The 23,583-nt window shown below is 31.0% G+C and carries 18 protein-coding genes, 13 tRNA genes and 1 other annotated feature; all 31 genes read left to right on the plus strand.

Annotation, left to right across the window (positions count from 1 at the left end):
• Positions 1–14 precede the first annotated feature (14 nt).
• The 31 genes from yabN (at position 15) to murD (ending at position 23,551) form a co-directional block, all read left to right on the plus strand.
• Positions 15–1,466 carry a bifunctional methyltransferase/pyrophosphohydrolase YabN gene (gene yabN, locus KEC93_RS00510; RefSeq protein ID WP_077830336.1) on the plus strand — a complete coding sequence of 484 codons (1,452 nt, stop codon included), beginning with the start codon at positions 15–17 and terminating at the stop codon, positions 1,464–1,466.
• 220 nt (positions 1,467–1,686) lie between these two features.
• Entirely contained in the window at positions 1,687–1,962 is a 276-nt protein-coding gene (locus KEC93_RS00515; protein ID WP_008422747.1) for a non-specific DNA-binding protein Hbs, read from the plus strand.
• Positions 1,963–2,032: 70 nt separating this feature from the next.
• A complete protein-coding gene (locus KEC93_RS00520) occupies positions 2,033–2,293 on the plus strand; it encodes an RNA-binding S4 domain-containing protein (protein ID WP_011967456.1) in 261 nt (86 codons plus the stop codon).
• Between the two features lie 203 nt (positions 2,294–2,496).
• Positions 2,497–2,790, plus strand: a complete 294-nt coding sequence (gene yabP, locus KEC93_RS00525) for a sporulation protein YabP (protein ID WP_011967457.1) — start codon at positions 2,497–2,499, stop codon at positions 2,788–2,790.
• Between the two features lie 9 nt (positions 2,791–2,799).
• On the plus strand, positions 2,800–3,192 hold the full coding sequence (gene yabQ / locus KEC93_RS00530; RefSeq protein ID WP_011967458.1) for a spore cortex biosynthesis protein YabQ: 393 nt from the start codon (positions 2,800–2,802) through the stop codon (positions 3,190–3,192).
• Between the two features lie 77 nt (positions 3,193–3,269).
• Complete coding sequence (locus KEC93_RS00535; RefSeq protein ID WP_023976792.1) at positions 3,270–3,557, plus strand: FtsB family cell division protein; 288 nt, start codon at positions 3,270–3,272, stop codon at positions 3,555–3,557.
• Between the two features lie 149 nt (positions 3,558–3,706).
• The gene (locus KEC93_RS00540) at positions 3,707–4,117 is read left to right on the plus strand and encodes a S1 domain-containing RNA-binding protein (protein ID WP_017209499.1); all 411 of its coding nucleotides are present in this window, start codon (positions 3,707–3,709) and stop codon (positions 4,115–4,117) included.
• A gap of 275 nt (positions 4,118–4,392) precedes the next feature.
• Positions 4,393–4,481, plus strand: a tRNA-Leu gene (locus tag KEC93_RS00545).
• A 21-nt stretch (positions 4,482–4,502) separates the two neighbouring features.
• Positions 4,503–4,578 (plus strand) — tRNA-Met (locus KEC93_RS00550).
• 7 nt (positions 4,579–4,585) lie between these two features.
• Positions 4,586–4,662, plus strand: a tRNA-Met gene (locus tag KEC93_RS00555).
• A gap of 6 nt (positions 4,663–4,668) precedes the next feature.
• Positions 4,669–4,757: transfer RNA gene (locus KEC93_RS00560), tRNA-Leu, on the plus strand.
• A gap of 21 nt (positions 4,758–4,778) precedes the next feature.
• Positions 4,779–4,854 (plus strand) — tRNA-Met (locus KEC93_RS00565).
• A gap of 7 nt (positions 4,855–4,861) precedes the next feature.
• A tRNA-Met gene (locus KEC93_RS00570) sits at positions 4,862–4,938 on the plus strand.
• A 6-nt stretch (positions 4,939–4,944) separates the two neighbouring features.
• Positions 4,945–5,033: transfer RNA gene (locus KEC93_RS00575), tRNA-Leu, on the plus strand.
• A 21-nt stretch (positions 5,034–5,054) separates the two neighbouring features.
• A tRNA-Met gene (locus KEC93_RS00580) sits at positions 5,055–5,130 on the plus strand.
• A gap of 70 nt (positions 5,131–5,200) precedes the next feature.
• Positions 5,201–5,289, plus strand: a tRNA-Leu gene (locus KEC93_RS00585).
• 19 nt (positions 5,290–5,308) lie between these two features.
• Positions 5,309–5,384, plus strand: a tRNA-Met gene (locus tag KEC93_RS00590).
• 664 nt (positions 5,385–6,048) lie between these two features.
• On the plus strand, positions 6,049–8,460 hold the full coding sequence (gene spoIIE, locus KEC93_RS00595) for a stage II sporulation protein E (RefSeq protein ID WP_077723627.1): 2,412 nt from the start codon (positions 6,049–6,051) through the stop codon (positions 8,458–8,460).
• Between the two features lie 266 nt (positions 8,461–8,726).
• Positions 8,727–10,133 (plus strand): tRNA lysidine(34) synthetase TilS, encoded by a 1,407-nt coding sequence (gene tilS, locus KEC93_RS00600; protein ID WP_023976916.1) that lies wholly within the window; start codon positions 8,727–8,729, stop codon positions 10,131–10,133.
• Between the two features lie 2 nt (positions 10,134–10,135).
• A complete protein-coding gene (hpt, locus tag KEC93_RS00605; protein ID WP_011967463.1) occupies positions 10,136–10,675 on the plus strand; it encodes a hypoxanthine phosphoribosyltransferase in 540 nt (179 codons plus the stop codon).
• 74 nt (positions 10,676–10,749) lie between these two features.
• Positions 10,750–12,558, plus strand: a complete 1,809-nt coding sequence (ftsH, locus tag KEC93_RS00610) for an ATP-dependent zinc metalloprotease FtsH (protein WP_023976915.1) — start codon at positions 10,750–10,752, stop codon at positions 12,556–12,558.
• A 204-nt stretch (positions 12,559–12,762) separates the two neighbouring features.
• On the plus strand, positions 12,763–14,433 hold the full coding sequence (locus KEC93_RS00615; protein ID WP_023976914.1) for a formate--tetrahydrofolate ligase: 1,671 nt from the start codon (positions 12,763–12,765) through the stop codon (positions 14,431–14,433).
• Positions 14,434–14,624: 191 nt separating this feature from the next.
• Positions 14,625–15,425: a type III pantothenate kinase gene (locus KEC93_RS00620; RefSeq protein WP_011967466.1), complete on the plus strand. Its 801-nt coding sequence runs from the start codon at positions 14,625–14,627 to the stop codon at positions 15,423–15,425.
• A gap of 49 nt (positions 15,426–15,474) precedes the next feature.
• Positions 15,475–16,440: a tRNA dihydrouridine synthase DusB gene (dusB, locus tag KEC93_RS00625; protein WP_023976913.1), complete on the plus strand. Its 966-nt coding sequence runs from the start codon at positions 15,475–15,477 to the stop codon at positions 16,438–16,440.
• 480 nt (positions 16,441–16,920) lie between these two features.
• Positions 16,921–17,403: a transcription elongation factor GreA gene (greA, locus tag KEC93_RS00630; RefSeq protein WP_011967468.1), complete on the plus strand. Its 483-nt coding sequence runs from the start codon at positions 16,921–16,923 to the stop codon at positions 17,401–17,403.
• A gap of 14 nt (positions 17,404–17,417) precedes the next feature.
• The gene (lysS, locus tag KEC93_RS00635; RefSeq protein ID WP_011967469.1) at positions 17,418–18,923 is read left to right on the plus strand and encodes a lysine--tRNA ligase; all 1,506 of its coding nucleotides are present in this window, start codon (positions 17,418–17,420) and stop codon (positions 18,921–18,923) included.
• Between the two features lie 311 nt (positions 18,924–19,234).
• Positions 19,235–19,309: transfer RNA gene (locus KEC93_RS00640), tRNA-Asn, on the plus strand.
• A gap of 437 nt (positions 19,310–19,746) precedes the next feature.
• Positions 19,747–19,821 (plus strand) — tRNA-Asn (locus tag KEC93_RS00645).
• Positions 19,822–20,260: 439 nt separating this feature from the next.
• Positions 20,261–20,335, plus strand: a tRNA-Asn gene (locus tag KEC93_RS00650).
• 75 nt (positions 20,336–20,410) lie between these two features.
• Positions 20,411–20,584: a binding site (T-box leader), on the plus strand.
• 50 nt (positions 20,585–20,634) lie between these two features.
• Positions 20,635–22,026: a glycine--tRNA ligase gene (locus KEC93_RS00655; protein WP_011967470.1), complete on the plus strand. Its 1,392-nt coding sequence runs from the start codon at positions 20,635–20,637 to the stop codon at positions 22,024–22,026.
• 148 nt (positions 22,027–22,174) lie between these two features.
• Positions 22,175–23,551, plus strand: a complete 1,377-nt coding sequence (murD, locus tag KEC93_RS00660) for a UDP-N-acetylmuramoyl-L-alanine--D-glutamate ligase (RefSeq protein ID WP_023977052.1) — start codon at positions 22,175–22,177, stop codon at positions 23,549–23,551.
• Positions 23,552–23,583 lie beyond the last annotated feature (32 nt).

The raw sequence follows: 23,583 nt of genomic DNA on the forward strand, positions 1-23,583 counted from the left end.
GGAGAGAAATTCTAATGATTAAGATAGTGGGATTAGGACCAGGAAGTAAGGATGCATTGACAATAGGAACAATAAATGAACTCGAAGCAAGCAAACATATATTTCTAAGAACGGAAAAGCATCCAACAGTAGATTACCTGAAGGAAAAAAATATCGTATTTGATACTTATGATAATATTTATGATAGTATAGATAATTTTGATGAAGTATACTTAAATATCGCAAAAGACATAATTAATAAGCATAAAAATATGACTGATTTAATTTATGCAGTTCCAGGTCATCCATTGGTTGCAGAAAAATCAGTATTTAACTTAATAGAACTATGTAAAAAAAATGGAATAGAATATAAAGTTATACCAGCAGTAAGTTTTATCGATGCAATGATTGAAAGCCTTAAGATTGATCCTATAGAGGGGTTAAAGGTTATAGACTCTTTTGACATAAGTAACCAAATTTTAGACAAAAGAATAGGAACAATTGTTACGCAGGTATACAATCAATTGATAGCATCAGAAGTTAAATTAAGATTGCTAGAATGCTATAATGATGAAACAGAGATTTATTATGTAAGAGCAGCCGGAATAGACGGTCAGGAAAGCATAAGAAAGATACCGTTATTTGAACTGGATATGCAGGAGGACATAGATTATTTAACATCTATTTATATACCAAAGGATTTAAAAAACAAAAAAGACTTTAATGACTTTTTAGACATAATAGAAGTTTTGAGAGGTGAAGATGGATGTCCGTGGGATAGAGAACAAACCCATAAGTCTCTTAAGAAGGCTTTAATAGAAGAAAGCTATGAGGTAATAGACGCAATAGATCAAGATGATGATAATTCGTTAATCGAAGAATTAGGAGATGTACTTCTACAAGTTGTTTTTCATGCATCTATTGGAAAAGAAGACGGATATTTCGATATAGGAGATGTGATAGAAGGAATTTGTAATAAAATGATAAGTAGGCATCCTCATGTATTTAAAGATGCTGATGGATTGAATTCATCAGAAGATGTATTAATAAAGTGGGATGAGTTAAAGAAGAAAGAAAAGGGATATAATAGTGTTGTAGATGAACTGAAAGGAATAACAAAGGGACTACCTGCACTTTTAAGAGCACATAAGATTCAAGAAAAGGCAAGTAAGGTTGGATTTGACTTTGAAAATATAGATTTTGCTGTAAGTAAGGTAAAAGAAGAGTTAAAAGAAGTAATTGATGTATATAATACAGAAAATGTGGAGAAAATAGAAGAAGAAGTCGGAGATTTAATATTTTCATGTGTAAATATTGCAAGGTTTCTGAAAGTAGACGAAGAAATAGCATTAAATTATACTATAGACAAGTTTATAAAAAGATTTCAGTATATTGAAAGAGCAGCTAAGGATAAGAATATTGAATTAACAAGTATGACTTTAGATGAAATGAATGAACTATGGGAAATTTCAAAAAACTTAGGTTAATAGGTAATTTAAATAAAGGAATTTTCTAGTTTATGAAGAATAATAATTTTATAAAGAACTACTTTGTAACGATTTATTGGATTATTTAGTTATATATAGGAAAAGAAAGCGTTTTTCTATAGACGGGTAGCTGAAGAGGTTATATAATAAAGAAGTGCAATTTAGTACATAAAGAAAACAGTTAGAAAATATGTAACTGGATTTTAAGGAGGATGTTATTGTGAATAAAGCAGAATTAATTACTAGTATGGCGGAAAAAAGTAAATTAACAAAAAAAGATGCAGAATTAGCATTAAAAGCTTTAATTGAAAGTGTTGAGGAAGCACTAGAAAAAGGAGAAAAGGTTCAATTAGTTGGATTTGGAACTTTTGAAACTAGAGAAAGAGCAGCTAGAGAAGGAAGAAATCCTAGAACTAAAGAAGTTATAAACATTCCTGCAACAACAGTTCCAGTATTTAAAGCAGGTAAGGAATTCAAAGATAAAGTTAACAAGTAATAAAATACAAGTTAGACAGAGTAAATATGAACCCGAGTTTTCTCGGGTTCTTTTGAATGGAGGAGAAATTGTGAGGCTAGATAAATATTTAAAGGTATCGCGTATTATAAAAAGAAGAACTGTAGCGAAAGAAATATGTGAGAGTGGCCGTATATTAATAAACGGGAAAGTAGCAAAGCCTTCTACAAAAATAAAAGAAGGGGATATAATTGAAATAACGTTTGCTAATAAAGTATTAAAAGCGGAAATTGCTAGTGTAGTAGAACATGTGAGAAAAGAAGAAGCAAAAGAAATGTATATTATCCTTGAGGGTGAAGAAGATAAAGAGTAGAAACTATATAGTTTATCTACTCTTTATCTATATATGGGGATTGAACAAAAAAGATTTATGTTAAGTGAAATTATCATAAATAATTCCACTTAACAGCTTTTAAGAAATAAATTCCACTATACTTAACTTATTAAAGGTTCTAAATTCTAAAATGCAAAATACAAACATATATTGTATAAGAAAAATAAATGGAGGAATTTTTAATGGAGAAAAGAGTGGAAAATAAAGTAGAAGATAATAAATCAAGTTTATCTCTAGAGAATAGAAAAAAATTAACTTTAAGTGGTGTTATAGAGGTTATAAGTTTTGATGAGCAAAAAATAGATTTAACAACTAATCTAGGAAATTTAACTATCAAGGGAGAAGAGTTAAAAATGAACAAGTTGGATGTGCAAAATGGTGATGTTATAATTGCTGGAAGCATTGCATCTATGGTATATAACGGAAAGATATCTAAGAAAAGCAATGAAAGCATAATAAGCAGATTGTTTAAGTAGGAATATAGTATGCCTTTAGGATTGAATATGCAGATTAATCTTGTTATATGCAGCTTAATTGGAGGTGTTATAACGGGAATATTGTTTGATATATATAGAGGAATAAGAGGATTAAACTCTATAAAGATATTAACAATAATAGAAGATATGCTATTTTGTGTACTTATTGCTTTGATTGTTTTTACCTTTTTATTATATACTAATTATGCATTTTTAACTCCCTATGTATATATTTTCATAATTATGGCCATTATATTATACTTTAAATTTATTAGTAAGTATTTTTATAACAGCGAGATGCTAATTGCAAAATTATCTTATAAGTTGATTAGAATTTTATTGAAAAATTTATTATATCCATTAAAAATAATTGCATATAAAATTACTGATAAAAGGAAATGATAAAAAATTACTTGAATAATACTAATATAGTGTTTACAATAGACTTAAGAGAATTTGCAAAATAGAGGTTCTTATAGATGAAAACGAAGTTAATATTAAAGCGGACAATAATTACTGGATTTATTATTTTCTTTGTCTTTAGTTACATTAGGCAAAGTATGACAATGAATAGAATTCAAAAGGAAATTGACAGTAAACAAGTTCAGTTAAATGAAATTAAGCAAAAAAACGAAAGACTTCAAGATGAAGTTGATAAAATTAATTCAAGCTCATCGGATTATCTTGAAAAATTAGCAAGGGAAAGACTTGGGATGATTAAGCCTGGTGAAAAAGTTGTTAATGGTGAGATAACAAATCAAAATTAAATTTCAATTTATAGAAAAACTTATAAAACTCTGGTAATATTATAGTAGCTAAATAATTAAATTTGTATTCTAAATTAAAGAGCATCTGCACAGCAGATTTGTTCTTATAAATTTATATATTTTTAAATTTAAGGAGGAGTCTTTTAAACATGACCTTAATGGCAGGAAACATAGTAGAGGGCACAGTGATAAACATCACAAACTTTGGAGCTTTTATTGAAGTTGAAGGCAAAACTGGATTAGTTCATATTTCAGAAGTGGCAGATTCTTACGTAAAAGATATTAGAGAACATCTTAGTGAGCAAGATAAAGTGAAAGTGAAAGTTATCTCAATTGATGATAATGGTAAAATCAGTCTTTCAATAAAGCAAGCAAATGTTCAAAGAAAATCGGTTAAACCAGCAGAGATTGATTGGAAGGCACCTGATAAGAAGAAAACTACTAATTCAGGAAATTTCGAAGATATTATGTCTAAGTTTCTAAAAGATAGTGAAGAAAGAATGCAAGATGTAAAGAAACATCAAGAATTTAAAAGTAAAGGTGGAAAAAAAGGCTACTAAAAATTTTTAAAATCTTTATTAGGAAAATAAATATAAAATTTGCTTGATAAATTTCAAATGTAGAATAGATTTGTAGAGAAATTTTTATATTTGTTTACAGTTTATTCTGCATTATTAAGATTATAAATGGATATTTATAGTGCTTAAAACTTGTGATTTACTGATTATTGCAATTAAAATTTTAAATATATAAGATTAATAAAAAAATATTGTTGACACTAAAAAGAATATGTATTATAATTAGCTTTGTCGTTGGCACTTAGTTTATAAGATATGCCGAAGTGGCGGAACTGGCAGACGCACAGGACTTAAAATCCTGCGGTGGTTAAACACCGTACCGGTTCGATTCCGGTCTTCGGCACCATGTATATGAAAAAAATAATATCGCGGGGTGGAGCAGTTGGTAGCTCGTCGGGCTCATAACCCGAAGGTCGTAGGTTCAAGTCCTGCCCCCGCAACCATTGATATGGCGGAATAGCTCAGCTGGCTAGAGCACTCGGTTCATACCCGAGGTGTCGTAGGTTCAAGTCCTATTTCCGCTACCAATATGTGCCGAAGTGGCGGAACTGGCAGACGCACAGGACTTAAAATCCTGCGGTGGTTAAACACCGTACCGGTTCGATTCCGGTCTTCGGCACCATATATATGAAAAAAATAATATCGCGGGGTGGAGCAGTTGGTAGCTCGTCGGGCTCATAACCCGAAGGTCGTAGGTTCAAGTCCTGCCCCCGCAACCATAAATATGGCGGAATAGCTCAGCTGGCTAGAGCACTCGGTTCATACCCGAGGTGTCGTAGGTTCAAGTCCTATTTCCGCTACCAATATGTGCCGAAGTGGCGGAACTGGCAGACGCACAGGACTTAAAATCCTGCGGTAGTTAAACACCGTACCGGTTCGATTCCGGTCTTCGGCACCATATATATGAAAAAAATAATATCGCGGGGTGGAGCAGTTGGTAGCTCGTCGGGCTCATAACCCGAAGGTCGTAGGTTCAAGTCCTGCCTCCGCAACCATAAAGTTTAGTAAGCTTTGTTATCAAAGCTTTAACTTATATGTCGTGAACTTGTAGGATACAATGAATATGCCGAAGTGGCGGAACTGGCAGACGCACAGGACTTAAAATCCTGCGGTAGTTAAACACCGTACCGGTTCGATTCCGGTCTTCGGCACCATATATGAAAAAAATAATATCGCGGGGTGGAGCAGTTGGTAGCTCGTCGGGCTCATAACCCGAAGGTCGTAGGTTCAAGTCCTGCCTCCGCAACCATAAGACTTAAGCAGTAGCTCAGGTCTTTTTTTGTTTGGAAAATATTTATTATATGAAGTATAAGATAAAGGCATAATATTATGAATAAATTCCTAGCCAGTGAGAAGAAAACTTTAGCATCTATTTATAATGCTAAGAATGAGATATTTAAAGTTTACTTTTCTAACATGGTGTTTAAATTAGTTATAGATAGAAGTTTAATATGAATGTAGATGACTACACTTATGTTAGGCTTTTTTTAGTACTTAATATTTTGAGTACTGTAAGTTAACTTGTCATAAGATTGATTACCGAATACGAATTTTGGTCACTTAAGCCAAGAAAATCCGAGAATAATCGTAAAAAATATTATTTTAAGGAGTAATTAAAAAGTGTATTCACGATTTATAATTTTATGAAAAATATTTTATATATAAATTTCTAATAAAATGAGATTAACGACAAATTAATTATAACGTTCTAAGTTTAATAATTAGCCAGATATCTTGATTTACCTTGACTAAGTATGATATTAGATCAAAATGTAATAAAGAAAATAATCTATTAAATCATTAGATATTAGAGAAATATAGATGAAGTTGTCCTACGAAAACTTTATACGATAAACACCTTATGACATTTATCGTAAGGTTATGATGCTATAATCAAATTACATTATTTGGAAATGAGGCGAGCTAATGTGCAGTATGGATTAGGGTTGGATAAGTATGAAGGAATAACTAGAGTAGAAAACTTAAGAAAAAAGTTATGGATGAAAACATCTATAGTGAAGTTAGGGATTATTCTAATTTCAGGAATCTTGCTCGGTAGAGTAAATTTATTATTAAATCAATCAGATAGTCTTGGTATAGCGCCAATAGGAATTGCGTATTTGATAGCTGTAGTTACAAAAGAGAATAGGAGAAATAGTTTAACTGTGGCGATAGGAATCGCTATAGGATATCTAACAATAAGTAGTTTACTGACAGACGGTTATGTATATTTAGTAGCTGTAGCTTTAGTTACAATTTACTATGTGTTTATAGCACCAGCTAAAAATAGAAAAAAGGAATTAGTAGGTTTTGTAATAATTCTAAGTAGTTTTTTTTGTTATGGTTTACTAGTTAATAAATATGAACTTGGCGTAAATATAACTTTATGTTTAATACAGACATTAATTGTATTGCCCATATATTATGTTATAAAGTATGCGTTAAATTCTTTGGAAGAGGTTAATACCAATTACTTCTTTTCTTCGGAGGAAATAGTAAGTATTGGAATATTTTTATGTTTATTAGTTGCAGGAATAGGTAATATAAATATTAGTAATTACTCTATAAGAAATATATGCGCACTTACATTAGTTTTGACGATTGCGTATGTAGGCGGTGCAACATATGGAACTATGATTGGAGTTTCTATGGGTATAATGCTTGGAGTTGCTTCAAATGACATGATGTATAGTGTAGCCTTTTTTGGAGTTGGAGGCTTAATTGTTGGCATATTTAAAGATACTGGGAAAATATTTTCAATACTATCAGGTATAATAATTTATACTGCATTAGCTTTGTACTCTAATGCAGTAACATTGAAGTTGGGAGTTGAGGTTCTTACTAGTTCTGTTTTATTCTTGTGTGTTCCAAAACCTGTATTTACAAGTATTGAAATTGAGATAAATCCATATAGAAAGAAAGCATCTTTAGGCGAAATTCAATTAAATGCAATAAAGGAGGAATTTACTTTTAAATTAAAAGAGCTTACAAGTGTACTTACAAATGTATCAAGATGCTTATTAACTAACAATGATAATGAAAATTTATTGATTAAATCGAAAGGGAGTGCATTAGTAGAAAACTTGGCAGATAGAAGTTGTTCAAGCTGTGAAAATAGGCCTTTATGCTGGGAAAGAGAGTTTCATCAAACATTTAATTCTTTTCAAATGTTAATTCAAAGTAAGGAGGAGGGCAAATTAGCAATTCCTATGGATTTGCAAAAAAGATGTATCAAAAATTTTACACTTTTAAAAAATGCAGAGGGGATTGTAACCAATTATAATGTAAATGAATCAATAAAGGAAAGATTAGCAGAAGGAAGAAATATATTATCATCCCATATAACTAACATATCGTGTACTTTAGATAATCTTCTTAATGATTTTAAAAAGGAGGTTAGAATAGATACTGATTTAGAAAGATTGACGAAACGTATACTGAATAAAAACTCCATATATTACAATGATATTTTTTGCTATATAGATAAAAGCGGTAGGGTTAAGATTAGATTAAGTGTAAATAATTGCGAAGGAGCTGATTATTATGGAAAAAACATAGTTTCTCTATTGAGCAGTGCTATGAGAATGAAATTATGTATTGGGGATGATGGTTGTAAAATAAATCCACAGACAAATGAATGTATTATAACGATAGAGGAAAAACCAAAGTATTATATGGTGTCTTATGGTGCAATGGAACCAAAAGGTGGAGAAACTCAAATAGGTGATAGTTATAGTTTTGGAAGGACAAGAAATGGAACGTATATGACAATTCTAAGTGATGGGATGGGGTCTGGACCAGAGGCTAAGGAAGAAAGCAAAGCAACTGTTGATTTGGTAGAAAAGCTTATTGAAGCAGGGTTCGATGAAGATATAACGGTCAACACAGTTAATTCTATAATGGGAATGAGATTTTCGGAAGATGAAAAATATGCAACTTTAGATTTAAATAGAATTGACTTATATAATGGTAATGCAATATTTGTAAAGATAGGCGCAGCACCTAGCTTTATAAAAAGAGGCCGTGATGTAATATCTATTAATTCTAAGAATTTACCTTTTGGACTTGTAGATGAAGTGGACGTGGAAGTTATAAGAGAAGTGCTACGACCTGGTGATATTTTAATTAATGTCAGCGATGGTATTTTAGATATAGATAAATCAAACTCGGGAGAATCAACTTGGATTGAAGAATATTTAAAGACAATTAATTCAGATCCTAGAGAACTGTCAGAAAAGGTGTTAGAAAGAGCGAAAAAATTAAGTAATGGAACAATTAAAGATGATATGACAGTAGTAGTTTCAAAAGTTTATTTAGATAGCTAAGATTATCATGCAATAAGTTATTAAAATATTATAAATAGCTGTTTCAAAAATTTAAATCGTAAGTTAAATTTGAAACAGCTATTTATATTTGTTTCATATTTAAGTAAATAAATAAGATTGTTTTTAAGAATAATGTTATATTTATATAGAATGAGTTTTGAACTGTTAAATTGAAGCAATAATGTTTACATTTAGAACATATATACGTAAAATATAAGAAGCGGAATTGTATATGACATAATAATAAATAAGTAGGAGTGTTATTTTTGTATAGAAAAGTACTGTCTTATATAAAAGACAATAACCTTATTAAACCCAATGATAAAATTTTGATTGCTCTTTCTGGAGGACCAGATTCTATATGTCTTTTGAATGTTTTATTTGAGCTAAGAGAAGAATTAAATATAAGTATAGCTGCTGCACACTTAAATCATCTTTTAAGAGGCGAAGATGCATTTGAAGATGAGAGATATGTCATTAATACATGCAATGATATGGGAATAAAATGTTTTGTCAAACGTGTAGATATTAATGCTTATTCTAAGGAAAGTAAGTTGTCTTCGGAAATGGCTGGGAGGAATGCTAGATATGATTTTTTTGATGAAATCTTAGAAAAAGAAGGCTTTAATAAGATTGCTACTGCGCATAATGCAAATGATCAGGCGGAGACAGTCTTATTTAGGCTTATGAGAGGAACAGGCCTTGAAGGGTTGGGAGGAATTAGGGCGTCTAGAGATGATAAAATAATAAGACCCATTTTATGCTTGAGTAGAGAAGAAGTAGAAAACTACGTAAAACTAAAGAACTTAAATCCAAGAATTGATAAAACTAACTTTGAAAAAATTTATAATAGAAATAAAATAAGATTAGATATATTGCCATATATGAAAGAAAATTTTAATGAAGATATAGTACAGACTTTGAATAGGATGTCTACATTATTGCAAAAAGATAATGAATTCCTTGAAAAATTATCCGCTGGTTTATACAATAAATATTGTATGGAATGTAATGATTATTTTATAATAAAAAAGGAAATATTTAAAGAGGAAGAATCTTTGGTTAATAGAGTATTAAGGCATGCGTTAACAAGGTATTCAAAGTCTAATTACGATTTTGAAGTTAAGCATATATATGAAATATCTTGTTTGGCTCAAAAGTACTCTGGAAAGTTAGTGCATCTTCCAAATGGAGTTTGTGCTGAAAATGTTTATGGAGATATATACATAAAAACAAAGACAAAAAAATCAGATATAAATAGTAAAAAAGAAGAAATAATTTTAGGTAAAGATAACATATATATAAATACAGTTGAGTTTCATAAGTATGTTATTCAATTTTCTATAATTAATGGTTATAATGAAAATTCTATAAACTTAAAGCAAGGAGATTTCGTTAAGTATTTTGATTTTGATAAAATTAATAATAATATTTCAATACGAAATAGAAAGAATGGAGATAAAATTATTCCACTAGGAATGAGTGGTAGCAAAAAATTAAAAGATATTTTTATTGATATGAAAATTCCTAAGAATGAAAGAGAATGCATCCCTATTTTATGCTTTGATGAAAGGATTGCATGGGTTATTGGAATTAGAATCTCAGAAGAATATAAACTTACAAGTAAAAGTACGAATATATTAAAAGTAGTCGTTCAAAGAAAGGAATATTAAATATGAAACAAGATATACAAGAGATACTATACTCAGAAGAAATTTTAAGTAAGAGAATTAAAGAACTTGCAAGTGAAATAAGTACAGATTATAGAGGAAAAGATTTACTTATAGTTGGTATTTTAAAAGGATCAGTAATATTTGCTGCCGAGCTAATAAAAAACATATCTATTAAATGTGAAATAGATTTTATGGCAGTTTCAAGCTATGGAAGTTCTACAGAAACATCTGGTGTCGTAAGAATATTAAAAGACTTAGATAATAGTATAGAAGGAAAAGATATTTTAGTGGTTGAGGATATCGTTGATACAGGAGTAACCTTAACATATTTACTTAAATATTTAAAAGCGAGAAAAGCAAATAGTATAGAAATAGTTGCATTACTAAATAAGCAAGCGAGGCGTAAATCTGATTTAGATGTTAAATATATTGGATTTGAGGTTCCTGATGGATTCATAGTAGGTTATGGAATAGATTATGCTGAAAAATACAGGAATTTACCTTTTATAGGGATATTAAAGCCTGAAGTATATGAAAAATAGAAAGTTCAAATTTAATTGTAATAAAAATATTCCTATGGTAAAATTTTAAATATGATGAGAGAGGGGGGCCTTGAATGAAAAAATATTCAAGTGCGGCTGTATGGATTGTATGCTCAGTTATGCTGATTTTAGCAGCAGTTACTATGTGGCAAACAGGAAAAGGTTCTAATGAGATAACTTATAGTTCATTTATACAAAAGTGGAATTCAAATGAAATAGAAAGTATCTTAGTCAAGGAAGACAGCATGACTATAGAAGGAAAAACTACTGATAATAAAAGTTTTGTTACTATTGCTCCGGGTGAACTTGTTAGTTCGCTTATAGTAAATCAGCCTAAATTAGATGTTAAAGTCGTTTTTGAGAAACCATCTAATAATGCAACGTGGATAGCAACATTACTTCCATTTATATTAATGGCAGTATTTATATTTATATTCCTATTTATATTTACTCAACAATCCCAAAGCGGAAGTGGTGGAAGAGGGGTTATGAATTTTGGTAAAAGCAAAGCTAAAATGGTAACTCCAGATACACAAACAGTTACATTTGAAGATATAGCAGGTGCGGATGAAGAGAAAGCTGAGCTTGAAGAAATTGTTGAATTTTTAAAATTGCCATCAAAGTATATACAGATAGGCGCAAGAATTCCTAAAGGGGTTTTATTAGTTGGGCCTCCTGGGACTGGAAAAACATTACTTGCAAAAGCGATAGCGGGAGAGGCAGGCGTGCCATTCTTTAGTATATCAGGATCAGATTTTGTTGAAATGTTTGTTGGTGTTGGTGCATCGAGAGTTAGAAGTTTATTTGAAGAAGCAAAGAAAAATTCACCTTGTATAGTATTTATAGATGAAATTGATGCAGTTGGAAGACAGAGAGGTGCAGGCTTAGGTGGAGGACATGACGAAAGAGAACAGACATTAAATCAACTTCTTGTTGAAATGGATGGATTCGGTGCTAATGAAGGTATCATAATGATAGCTGCAACAAATAGGCCTGATATATTAGATCCAGCGTTATTAAGACCAGGAAGATTTGATAGGCAAATAATTGTTGGAGCTCCAGATGTAAAAGGTAGAGAGGAAATTCTTAAAGTTCATACAAGAAAGAAACCACTAAATGATGATGTGAAGTTAGATGTGCTTGCTAGAAGAACACCAGGGTTTTCGGGAGCAGATTTAGAAAATCTAACAAATGAAGCGGCATTACTTGCTGTTAGAAAAGACAAAAAACAAATTTCTATGTCTGAAATGGAAGAAGCAATAACAAAAGTAATTGCAGGTCCTGAGAAAAAGAGTAGGGTAATAACTGAACATGATAGGAAATTAACAGCTTATCATGAAGCAGGTCATGCAGTTGTTATGAGATTGCTTCCACACTGTGATCCGGTTCATGAAATAAGTGTAATTCCAAGAGGTAGAGCTGGTGGATATACTATGCATCTTCCAAAGGAGGACACTTCTTATACATCTAAGTCTAAATTAAAAGATGAGATGGTTGGACTCCTAGGTGGAAGAGTTGCTGAAAGATTGATTATGGGAGATATAAGTACTGGTGCAAAAAATGATATAGATAGAGCAAGTCATATAGCTAGAAGTATGGTTATGGATTATGGTATGAGCGAAGAAATTGGAACTATATCATTTAGTACTTCAGGGCATGATGAAGTTTTCCTTGGAAGAGACTTAGGTAAGGGGAGAAACTTTAGCGAAGAGATAGGTTCTAAAATAGATAAAGAAATAAAGAAATTTATAGATGAGGCTTATGATAGAGCTAATAAGCTTCTAAAAGAAAATATAAACAAATTACATGCTGTTGCAAAAGCTTTAATTGAAAAAGAAAAACTTGATGCAGAAGAATTCGAAGATATTTTTGTAAATAATTAATACACAGGCTATTTCAGGCACAAAATGGGTTTGAAATGGCCCTTTAATTTTTTATATGTAGAATCATAGAATATTTATATTAATACGAATATTCGGAGTCTATTTATACTTATTATTCGAAAAAAACTTTTATTATGTATAGTGAAATGATATAATAAATTATATTAAGTATGATTTTGGGTTTATATTTAGGAGGGATTTTAAATGAAAAGTGATATTCAGATTGCTCAAGAGGCAAAGATGGAGCCGATAAAAAATGTGGCTGAAAAATTGGGACTTTGCGAAGATGATATAGAGTACTATGGAAAATATAAGTGTAAAATATCTTTAGATGTATATGATAAGGTTAAAAATAATAATAATGGAAAGTTAGTTTTGGTAACAGCTATAAATCCAACTCCTGCAGGAGAAGGAAAGTCAACAGTTACAGTAGGGCTTGGTCAGGCTTTAAACAGGATTGGGAAGAAAGCCGTTATAGCATTAAGGGAGCCATCATTAGGACCGGTTTTCGGGATCAAGGGTGGAGCAGCTGGGGGAGGATATGCTCAAGTTGTTCCTATGGAAGATATCAATCTTCATTTTACTGGAGATATGCATGCTATTACATCTGCTAATAATTTGTTATCTGCAGCAATAGATAACCATATTCACCAAGGTAATGTTTTAAGAATTGATTCTAGAAGAATTGTATTTAAAAGAGTAATGGATATGAATGATAGAGCGTTAAGACATATCATTGTTGGGATGGGTGGAAAGGTTAATGGATTTGTTAGAGAAGATGGATTCAATATAACTGTTGCATCTGAAATAATGGCTATATTATGTTTAGCAAGTGATCTAGAAGATTTGAAAGAAAGAATGGGGAATATAGTAATTGCATATAATTTAGATGGAAATCCTGTTTATGCTAAGGAACTAGAAGTACAAGGAGCTATGGCGCTACTAATGAAAGACGCGATTAAGCCTAACTTGGTTCAAACATTAGAAAATACTCCTGCATTAATACATGGAGGACCATTTGCTAATATTGCTCATGGATGTAATTCTATAATGGCAACTAAGCTTGCTTTAAAGTTGGGAGATGTTGCCATAACAGAAGCTGGATTTGGAGCGGATTTAGGTGCAGAGAAGTTCTTTGATATTAAATGCAGATATGGTAATTTAGAACCTGAATGTGTTGTAGTTGTTGCGACTATAAGAGCATTAAAGCATCATGGCGGAGTAGCTAAGACAGAATTAAATGTTCCAAATGTTGAAGCATTAAAAGATGGAATTGCTAATTTGGAAAAACAGATAGAGAATATAAAGAAGTTTAAAATTACACCTGTTGTTGCAATAAATAAGTTTGTTACAGATAGTTCGGAAGAAGTGGAATTCATTAAGGATTTTTGCGATAGAATTGGGGTTAAAGTAGCATTGTGTGATGTGTGGGCTAAAGGTGGTGAAGGTGGAATTGACCTTGCCAATATAGTGTTAGATGCACTAGAGAATAGTGAATCAAATTTTGAGCCTATATATGATAAGGAAAAATCTATTAGAGAGAAAATATTTACAATTGCTAGTGAAATTTATGGAGCAGATAAAGTTAATTATACTCCAGCAGCAAAAAAACAAATTGATGAATTAGAAAAGTTCAAGTTGGATAAACTTCCTGTATGTATGGCAAAAACGCAATATTCACTATCAGATAATCCTAGCCTTTTAGCTAGGCCTACAGGATTTGATATTACAGTTAAAGAAGTCAGAGTATCAAATGGAGCTGGATTTATAGTGGTTCAGACAGGTGACATAATGACTATGCCTGGCCTTCCAAAGGTACCAGCAGCAAATAAGATGGATGTATTAAAAAGTGGAGAAATAATAGGATTATTCTAATGAATGCATATATGTGTATTTAAGTTGAAAACAGAAGCTAGAAAATGGTGGTATTAATCTAAAATCACATTTAAACTCTTGACAAATTAAATATAATTGTTAAAATTATATTGTTATTTTTTAGTCAATTTCAAAATTAAGGCAGCTCTTCGGGCTGCTTTTAATTTAACTATATTAAGGTGGTGCTTTCTATGATTTTACTTGTTGATGCAGGTAATACTAACATTGTTTTGGGAGTACATAATGGAGAAAGGTATATAGCTAGTTGGCGTATTTCAAGTGAAGGAAATAAAACTTCAGATGAGTATGGTATACAAGTTATGCAACTATTTAACTTAAGTGACATTGATCCTAAAAATATTACTGGAGTTATAGTTTCTTCTGTTGTTCCTAATATAATGCATTCTTTAGAAAATATGTTAAGAAAATGTTTTTGTCACGAACCTATAATAGTTGGACCAGGAGTGAAAACTGGAATAAATATTAAATATGATAACCCGAGAGAAGTTGGAGCAGATAGAATAGTAAATGCTGTTGCTGCATATGAAATTTACAAGAGACCAGTTATAATAATAGACTTTGGAACAGCTACAACTTTTTGTGCAGTAAGAGCGAATGGAGATTATCTTGGAGGATGCATATGCCCTGGAATAAGAATTTCGGCGGATGCTTTATTTGAAAGAGCAGCTAAGCTTCCTAGAGTAGAATTAGAAGTACCAAAAAATATGATTTGCAAAAATACTGTATCAAGTATGCAATCTGGTATTATATTTGGTTATATTGGGCAAGTTGAATATATAGTGAAAAAAATGAAACAAGAAATGAAAAATTCTAAGTATAAGGAAGAACCTTTTGTATTAGCAACAGGTGGATTAGCAAATTTAATAGCTAAAGAGACTGATGTTATTGATAAGGTTGATTCGGATTTAACACTAGAAGGATTAAAAATATTATATGAAAAAAACAAAGAAATAGAGATTTCCCAAAGATAAATTATATGGAAATTGAGATTTATACAAGATGTAAGGAGTATATTCTACAATGAAGATAGGGAATTTAACCTTTGAAAACAATATATTTCTAGCACCTATGGCAGGAGTAACTGACATATCATTTAGAGGATTATGTAAGGAAATGGGATGCGGTTTGGTTTACACCGAAATGGTTAGTGCTAAAGCATTATATTATGGAAGCGAGAATACACAAACCTTACTTAGAATAGCAGATGAAGAAAAACCAGTTGCGGCCCAGATATTTGGTAGAGAGCCAGATGTGATGGCTAGAATTTGTGAGGAATATTTAAATAACAGGGAAGATATTTGTATAATTGATATTAATATGGGATGCCCAGCTCCCAAAATAGTTAAAAATGGAGAGGGATCTGCATTAATGAAAGAACCGGAACTTGCATACGATATCGTTAGAACTATAAAAAAAGTTTCAACCAAACCTGTTACTGTCAAGTTTAGAAAAGGATTTGATGAAGATAATATTAATGCAGTAGAATTTGCAAAAGGGATGGAACAAGCTGGAGCAGATGCTATTGCTGTTCATGGACGAACACGAAAACAAATGTATCAAGGGAAAGCAGATTGGGACATAATAAAGAGAGTTAAGGATAGTGTTTCAATTCCTGTAATAGGAAATGGAGATGTATTTTCTCCAGAAGATGCTATCAGAATGAAAAGAACTACAAATTGTGATGGAATAATGATTGCAAGAGGAAGTCAAGGAAATCCATGGATATTTAGACAGATAAATAATTTGCTTAATGGAGAAGTAATTCAAGAAGTTTCAGATAATGAAAAAATTGAAATGTGTATTAGGCATTACGAATTAGCAATAAAATATGATGGGGAATTTAAAGCGATAAGAGAAATGAGAAAACACGCATCATGGTATATTAAAGGACTTCCAAGATGCACAGAACTTAAAAATAAGATTAATACTATAAATGATAGTGAAAAAGTTATTGAAGCTTTAAGAAAATATCAAGATGAATTATAGTTTTGTAAGTATAACTAGAATTATTTAATTGTTTCAAGCATATTATTAATATTTAGAAAAATGTAATTTGGTTTAATAATAAATCTAGTATAAATATGAGTATTAATTTTTGTGTAAAAATTATAATTTATGTTTTACTAATTTACTTTTATATTAATATTTAAACTAGGTTTATTTAATGTTTGATTCACAGCAATCATAGCTATGAGTAAAGTTGTTCCGAATTAGTTGCTAACTAATGGAGCGAATTGCTTCAAATTAGGATTTATTGACATATGAAATGTGCTGATTTATAATAAGTTAAATGATTTTCAGATTAAAATATTTTTCAAATTATTATAAATTTGTAGGTACTCTCTGTTAACGATATAATAAGAGATTGCTTAAAATATTTATTTAATAGATAATTTATCAAAATAAAGATTATAATCAATAACTAAAATAAATAATATAGAAGGTTTTAAAGGGGAGTTAAAGTATATGAGCCAATCAAAACAATATGTTATGACTTATGAAGGTGTTAAAAAATTAGAAAGTGAATTAGAATATCTAAAAACAGTAAAAAGAAAAGAAATAACTGAAAAGATAAAAATTGCTTTAGGATACGGAGACTTAAGTGAAAATTCTGAATATGATGAAGCTAAAAACGACCAAGCATTTACAGAAGGAAGAATAATTCAATTAGAAAATATGCTTAAAAATGCAGTGGTTGTAGATGAGTCAGAGATTCCAAGTGATATTGTTTCAGTTGGATCAAAGGTAAAAGTTAAAGATTATGAATTTGATGAAGAAGTAGAGTATTCAATAGTAGGTTCTGCAGAAGCGGACCCTATGAATTTTAAAATATCAAACGAATCACCGGTTGGAAATGCACTAGTTGGTAAAAAAGTTGGTGATGTAGTAGAGGTAACAGTTCCAGACGGAGTTAATAAATTCGAAATACTAGGAATAAGTAGAAGTTAATTGGAGGTACAGCAATGTCAACAGAAGAAATGAGCATGCAAGAGTTAGAGTCTCAGTATAATGAACAGGAAGGATTGAGAAGAGCTAAACTAGCAGAGCTACAAGGTGCTGGAAAGGATCCTTTTGATGTTTATAAAGTCAACAGAACTCATACATCAGAGGAAGTTAAGGCAAATTATGATGCACTAGAAGGTAAGGAAGTAACCGTTGCAGGAAGACTAATGTCTAAAAGAGGGCAGGGAAAAGTTGTTTTCTCAGATATACATGATAAGGATGGTAAGATACAACTATTCTTAAAGATTGATAAGGTTGGGGAAGAAAATTTAAAGCAATATAAAACTTTTGATTTAGGTGATTGGATTGCAGCAACTGGAGAAGTATTTACAACTAAAACAGGTGAAGTATCAGTAAATGTAAATACTTTTGAGTTGACTTGTAAATCTTTAAAGCCACTTCCAGAAAAATGGCATGGGTTAAAGGATCCAGATTTAAGATATAGACAAAGAGAAGTTGATATAATTACAAATACAGAAGTTAAGGATACTTTTATTAAAAGAAGTAAAATCATTTCAGCTATAAGAGAATTCCTAGATGCTAAAAGCTTTATAGAAGTAGAAACTCCAATTCTTGGAGCAATAGCTGGTGGAGCAGCAGCAAAACCTTTCATTACTCATCACAATACTTTAGATATGGATATGTATTTAAGAATAGCTACAGAGTTATATCTTAAGAGATTAATAGTTGCTGGTTTTGAAAAGGTATATGAAATAGGAAGAAATTTTAGAAATGAAGGTATGTCAGTAAGACATAATCCTGAATTTACAGCTATAGAATTATACGAAGCATATTCTGATTATAATGACATGATGGAAATTACAGAAAATATGGTTGCATATATTTGTGAAAAAGTAAATGGAACTACTAAGGTTGCTTATCAAGGTACAGAAATAGACTTTAAGCCACCATGGAGAAGAATCACTATGGTTGATGCTGTAAAAGAATATGCTGGAGTAGATTTCAATGAAATAAAATCTGACGATGAAGCTCAAACTATAGCAAAGGAAAAACACTTAGAATTTGCTAAACCATTAAATACAGTAACAAAAGGTGAAGTTTTAAATGCTTTATATGAAGAGTTTGGTGAAGCAAATATGATTCAACCTACATTTGTTACGGATTATCCAGTTGAAATTTCACCTCTTACAAAGAAGAAGAGAGGAAATCCTGAATTCACTGAAAGATTTGAAGGCTTTGTATTTGGTAGAGAACTTTGTAATGCATACTCAGAATTAAACGATCCTATAGTTCAAAGACAAAGATTCGAACAACAAGCTAAAGAGAGAGAACTTGGAGATGACGAGGCATATATGCTAGATGAACAATTTATGAGTGCTCTTGAAACAGGTATGCCACCAACAGGTGGAATGGGAATGGGAATAGATAGACTTATAATGTTCTTAACTGATTCAGCTTCAATCAGAGATGTTATATTATTCCCTACAATGAGACCGCAGAAATAATTTGATACAGTTAAAGTAAATAGATTATATTTATTTCTATAAAAGGTTCTATATGTATAAAAGGCATATATGAACCTTTTATTGTTGTTGATTTAAAAATGAAATATAAGAAACATAATTTGAAATCAGGAACTCTATAATAAGTTCAGAAATATTTTATTATCTGCATAAATATTTATAGGAATTAGTATTTCTTCTGGATAATAAGAAAGAAAAGCTATAAGTATTTCTGAAAACTACAAAAGTAAATAAAATATAAAAAAGACTTGCATAATCTAAAAAAGCTGATATAATAGATTAAGTAATGACGTTCCGCGATAGCTCAATGGTGGAGCACTCGGCTGTTAACCGATAGGTTGGAGGTTCGAGTCCTCTTCGCGGAGCCATTTTTTTATATTTTTTAGAATAGTATTATAAGTTATAACATGTACTTTGGAAGCATTGTTATAGCTTTTTTATTCCATATGAATTTATACTAAATTTAAATTTGTGAACATTGTTACTCTTGATGGCATAAGTTATGGAAATACTTACTCGGAGAATCACAGTTTGTAAAGAGAATGAAAAAATATATTAGCCTGTCGAATTTTTCTCACACACATTTGAAAAAGTAGATGCGCAAAAATCTACAGTTTCACAATCGCTTGAGATTTTATTCTTTCCAAGTTTTATAAAGATGAATTAGGAATATATAATATGTATTAATTCTAAAATGTAAATGTAATTTGATAATTTTGATAGTATAGAGATATAAATTTGATATTTTGCTAAAAAAGGGTTGCATAATTTAAAAAAGCTGATATAATAGATTAAGTAATGACGTTCCGCGATAGCTCAATGGTGGAGCACTCGGCTGTTAACCGATAGGTTGGAGGTTCGAGTCCTCTTCGCGGAGCCATTTTTTTTTATTTTATTTAGAATAGTATTATAAGTTATAGCATGCATTTTGAAAGCATTGTTATAGCTTTTTTTATTCCATATGAATTTATACTAAATTTAAAGTTGCGAATATTGTAACTCTTGAGGGCATAAGTTATGGAAATACTTACTCAGAGAATCACAGTTTGTAAAGAGAATGAAAAAATATATTATCCTGCTGAATTTTTCTCACATACATTTGAAAAATCAGGTGGGTAAAATCTACAGTTCCACAATCGCTTGAGATTTTGTTCTTTTCAGGCTCTATAAAGATGAATTAGGAATATATAATATGTATTAATTCTAAAATGTAGATGTTATTTGATAACTTTGATAGTATAGAGATATAATTTTGATATTTTATTAAAAAAGGGTTGCATAATCTAAAAAAACTGATATAATAGATTAAGTAATGACGTTCCGCGATAGCTCAATGGTGGAGCACTCGGCTGTTAACCGATAGGTTGGAGGTTCGAGTCCTCTTCGCGGAGCCATTTTTTTATATTTTTTTAGAAAATATTCAGACTTGACATATAAAATGATTTTGTTAAAATTAATTTATAAATTAAATACACATGTTGAAAAAGAAAAGTAATTTATAAGTCAGTTGAAGAGAGATGATGTTTGGTGGAAATCATTATTGGTTATAAATGAATGGAGCTTTTGAGTGTGAGGAAATCGATGAAGAAAGATGGGCTTAAGCCAAGAAGGGTGGAACCGCGGAATTATATTTCGTCCCTTTGTGCTTAAAGCCTTTTTTATTTTATAAAAATATATTTGGAGGGATAAAACAATGGCAGTAGAAAAAACAATGGATAAGATTGTGGCTCTTTGTAAAAATAGAGGATTTGTATTTCCAGGCTCAGATATATACGGTGGTCTAGCTAATTCGTGGGATTACGGTCCTTTAGGGGTAGAATTCAAAAATAATGTAAAAAAAGCATGGTGGAAAAAATTTGTTCAAGAAAGTCCGTATAATGTTGGATTAGATTCTGCTATTTTAATGAATAGAGAAGTTTGGGTTGCATCAGGGCATGTTGGAGGTTTTTCAGACCCATTAATGGATTGTAAGGAATGTAAGGCAAGATTTAGAGCTGATAAATTAGTTGAAGATCATATGACAGAAAATGGAGCAGAAGTAGCGACAGCTGATGGATGGACTAACGAACAATTGAAAGAATATATTGAAAGAAATAACATAGTTTGTCCCAAATGTGGAAAGATGAACTACACAGATATAAGAAAGTTTAATCTTATGTTTAAAACATTTCAGGGTGTTACTGAAGATGCTAAATCAGAAATGTATTTAAGACCAGAAACAGCACAAGGTATTTTTGTTAATTTTAAAGCAGTGCAAAGAACATCAAGAAAAAAAGTACCATTTGGTATAGCCCAAATAGGTAAATCTTTTAGAAATGAAATTACACCCGGTAATTTTACTTTCAGAACAAGAGAATTTGAACAAATGGAATTAGAATTCTTCTGTAAGCCTGGAACTGATTTAGAGTGGCACAAATATTGGAAGGACTATTGTTGGAACTTCTTGCTAAATTTGAATGTTAAGGCAGAAAATTTAAGAATGAGAGATCATGGAGAAGAAGAGTTATCTTTCTACTCGAATGCAACTTCTGATATAGAATATTTATTCCCATTTGGTTGGGGAGAACTTTGGGGAATAGCAGATAGAACTGATTATGATTTATCTAAACATCAAGAACATTCTGGCCAGGATTTAAGCTATTTAGATCAAACAACTAATGAGAAATATGTTCCATATGTTATAGAGCCGTCGTTAGGTGCGGATAGAGTTGCTTTAGCATTTTTAATTGAAGCATATGATGAAGAAGAGTTAGAAGGTGGAGATGTTAGAACTGTAATGCATTTACACCCAGCATTAGCTCCGTTTAAAGCAGCAATATTGCCTCTTTCTAAAAAGCTATCAGAAAAATCTTTAGATATTTATGCGGAGTTAAGTAAGAAATTCAATCTTGATTTCGATGAAACAGGAAGTATAGGTAAGAGATACAGAAGACAAGATGAAATTGGAACTCCTTATTGTATAACAATAGATTTCGATACATTAGAAGATGAGTCAGTAACAATTAGAAATAGAGATACTATGGAACAAGAAAGAATTAAAATAAGTGAAATAGAAAATTATATCCAAGCAAGTTTGGAATTTTAGGATTATACCTAAACAAAAACTGATTCAAGATAATTTCTTCTTGGGTCAGTTTATTTTTTTGTTGCAAGTGTTATAATTAAAATAACGAAGAACAAATTTTGGCAATAATATATACGATGGATAGAGATTTAAATTTGGAGGATAAATCATGAAGAAAGATTTTAATGAGTTTAAGGAATTTATAGTGGGTAAGAAAGTTGGAGTTGTTGGAATTGGAGTAAGCAATATTCCGTTAATCAATTTTTTAATAGATTTAGGTGCTGCTGTAACGGCTTTTGATAAAAAGAGTTTAGAAGAACTTGGAGACGTTGCAGAAGGATTTAATAAAAGGGGAGTTAAGCTGGAGCTTGGAGAAAAATATCTAGATAACTTAAAAGGGTTTGATGTGATATTTAAAACACCATCAATGAGGATTGATAGTGAAGCATTAGTAAGGGTTAGAAAAGAAGGAGCATATGTTACTTCTGAGATGGAAGAGTTTGTTAGGTATACAAGAGGAAAAGTCTATGGAATAACCGGTAGCGATGGAAAGACAACAACAACAACAATTATTTCTAAGTTACTAGAAGGTCAAGGGTATAAAACATGGGTCGGAGGAAATATAGGAACTCCATTATTTTCAGAAATAGAAAACATACATGATGAAGATAAAGTTGTATTAGAGTTATCTAGCTTTCAACTTATGACAATGACTCAAGAAATAGATGTTGCAGTATGTACAAATTTATCCCCAAATCACTTAGACATGCATAAAAGTATGAAAGAGTATATAGATGCGAAAAAGAATATCTTTATATATCAAAATTCAAATGGACTTTTAGTAGTGAATAGAGAAAACGAAATTACCCATGGATTTATAAAAGAAGCGAAAGGAAATGTGAAAGAGTTCAGTTCAAAAAGAGAACTGATAGATGGGGCATACTATAAAAATGGGATACTCTATCTTGAAGACAAGGAAGTTTGCAAAAAAGACGATATCGTAATTAAGGGGATGCATAATGTTGAAAATTATCTTGCAGCATTTTTAGCAACAAAAGACGATGTCTCTGTGGAGGTAATGAAAAAAGTTGCTGAAACATTTGCTGGCGTTGAACATAGGTGTGAACTTGTAAGAGAGATAGACAGAGTTAAATATTATAATGATTCTATTGCTTCAAGTCCTACAAGAACTTTAGCGGGGCTTAGAGCATTTGATGAAAAAGTAATAGTTATTGCAGGAGGGTATGATAAGAATATACCTTTTGAACCTTTAGCATATGAGGGGTACCCATATATAAAAGAATTGATCCTTATGGGAGCGACAAAGCACAAGATCAAAGATGTTTTTGATAATTTAGAAAATGAAAAAGGAATTAAAATTAATATAAATATGGTTGAGTCTTTGGAAGAGGCAGTAAGACTTGCTGAAAGCATAGCGAATCCAGGCGATATTGTCACTCTATCACCTGCTTGTGCATCATTTGATATGTATCCTAATTTTATGATAAGAGGTAATAAGTTTAAAGAGATAGTGAAGTCTTTATAAGTTCATAATGCAAGAAATAGGAGATAAGTGTT

The sequence above is a fragment of the Clostridium beijerinckii genome (genome assembly GCF_018223745.1).
Taxonomy (GTDB): Bacteria; Bacillota; Clostridia; order Clostridiales; family Clostridiaceae; genus Clostridium; species Clostridium beijerinckii.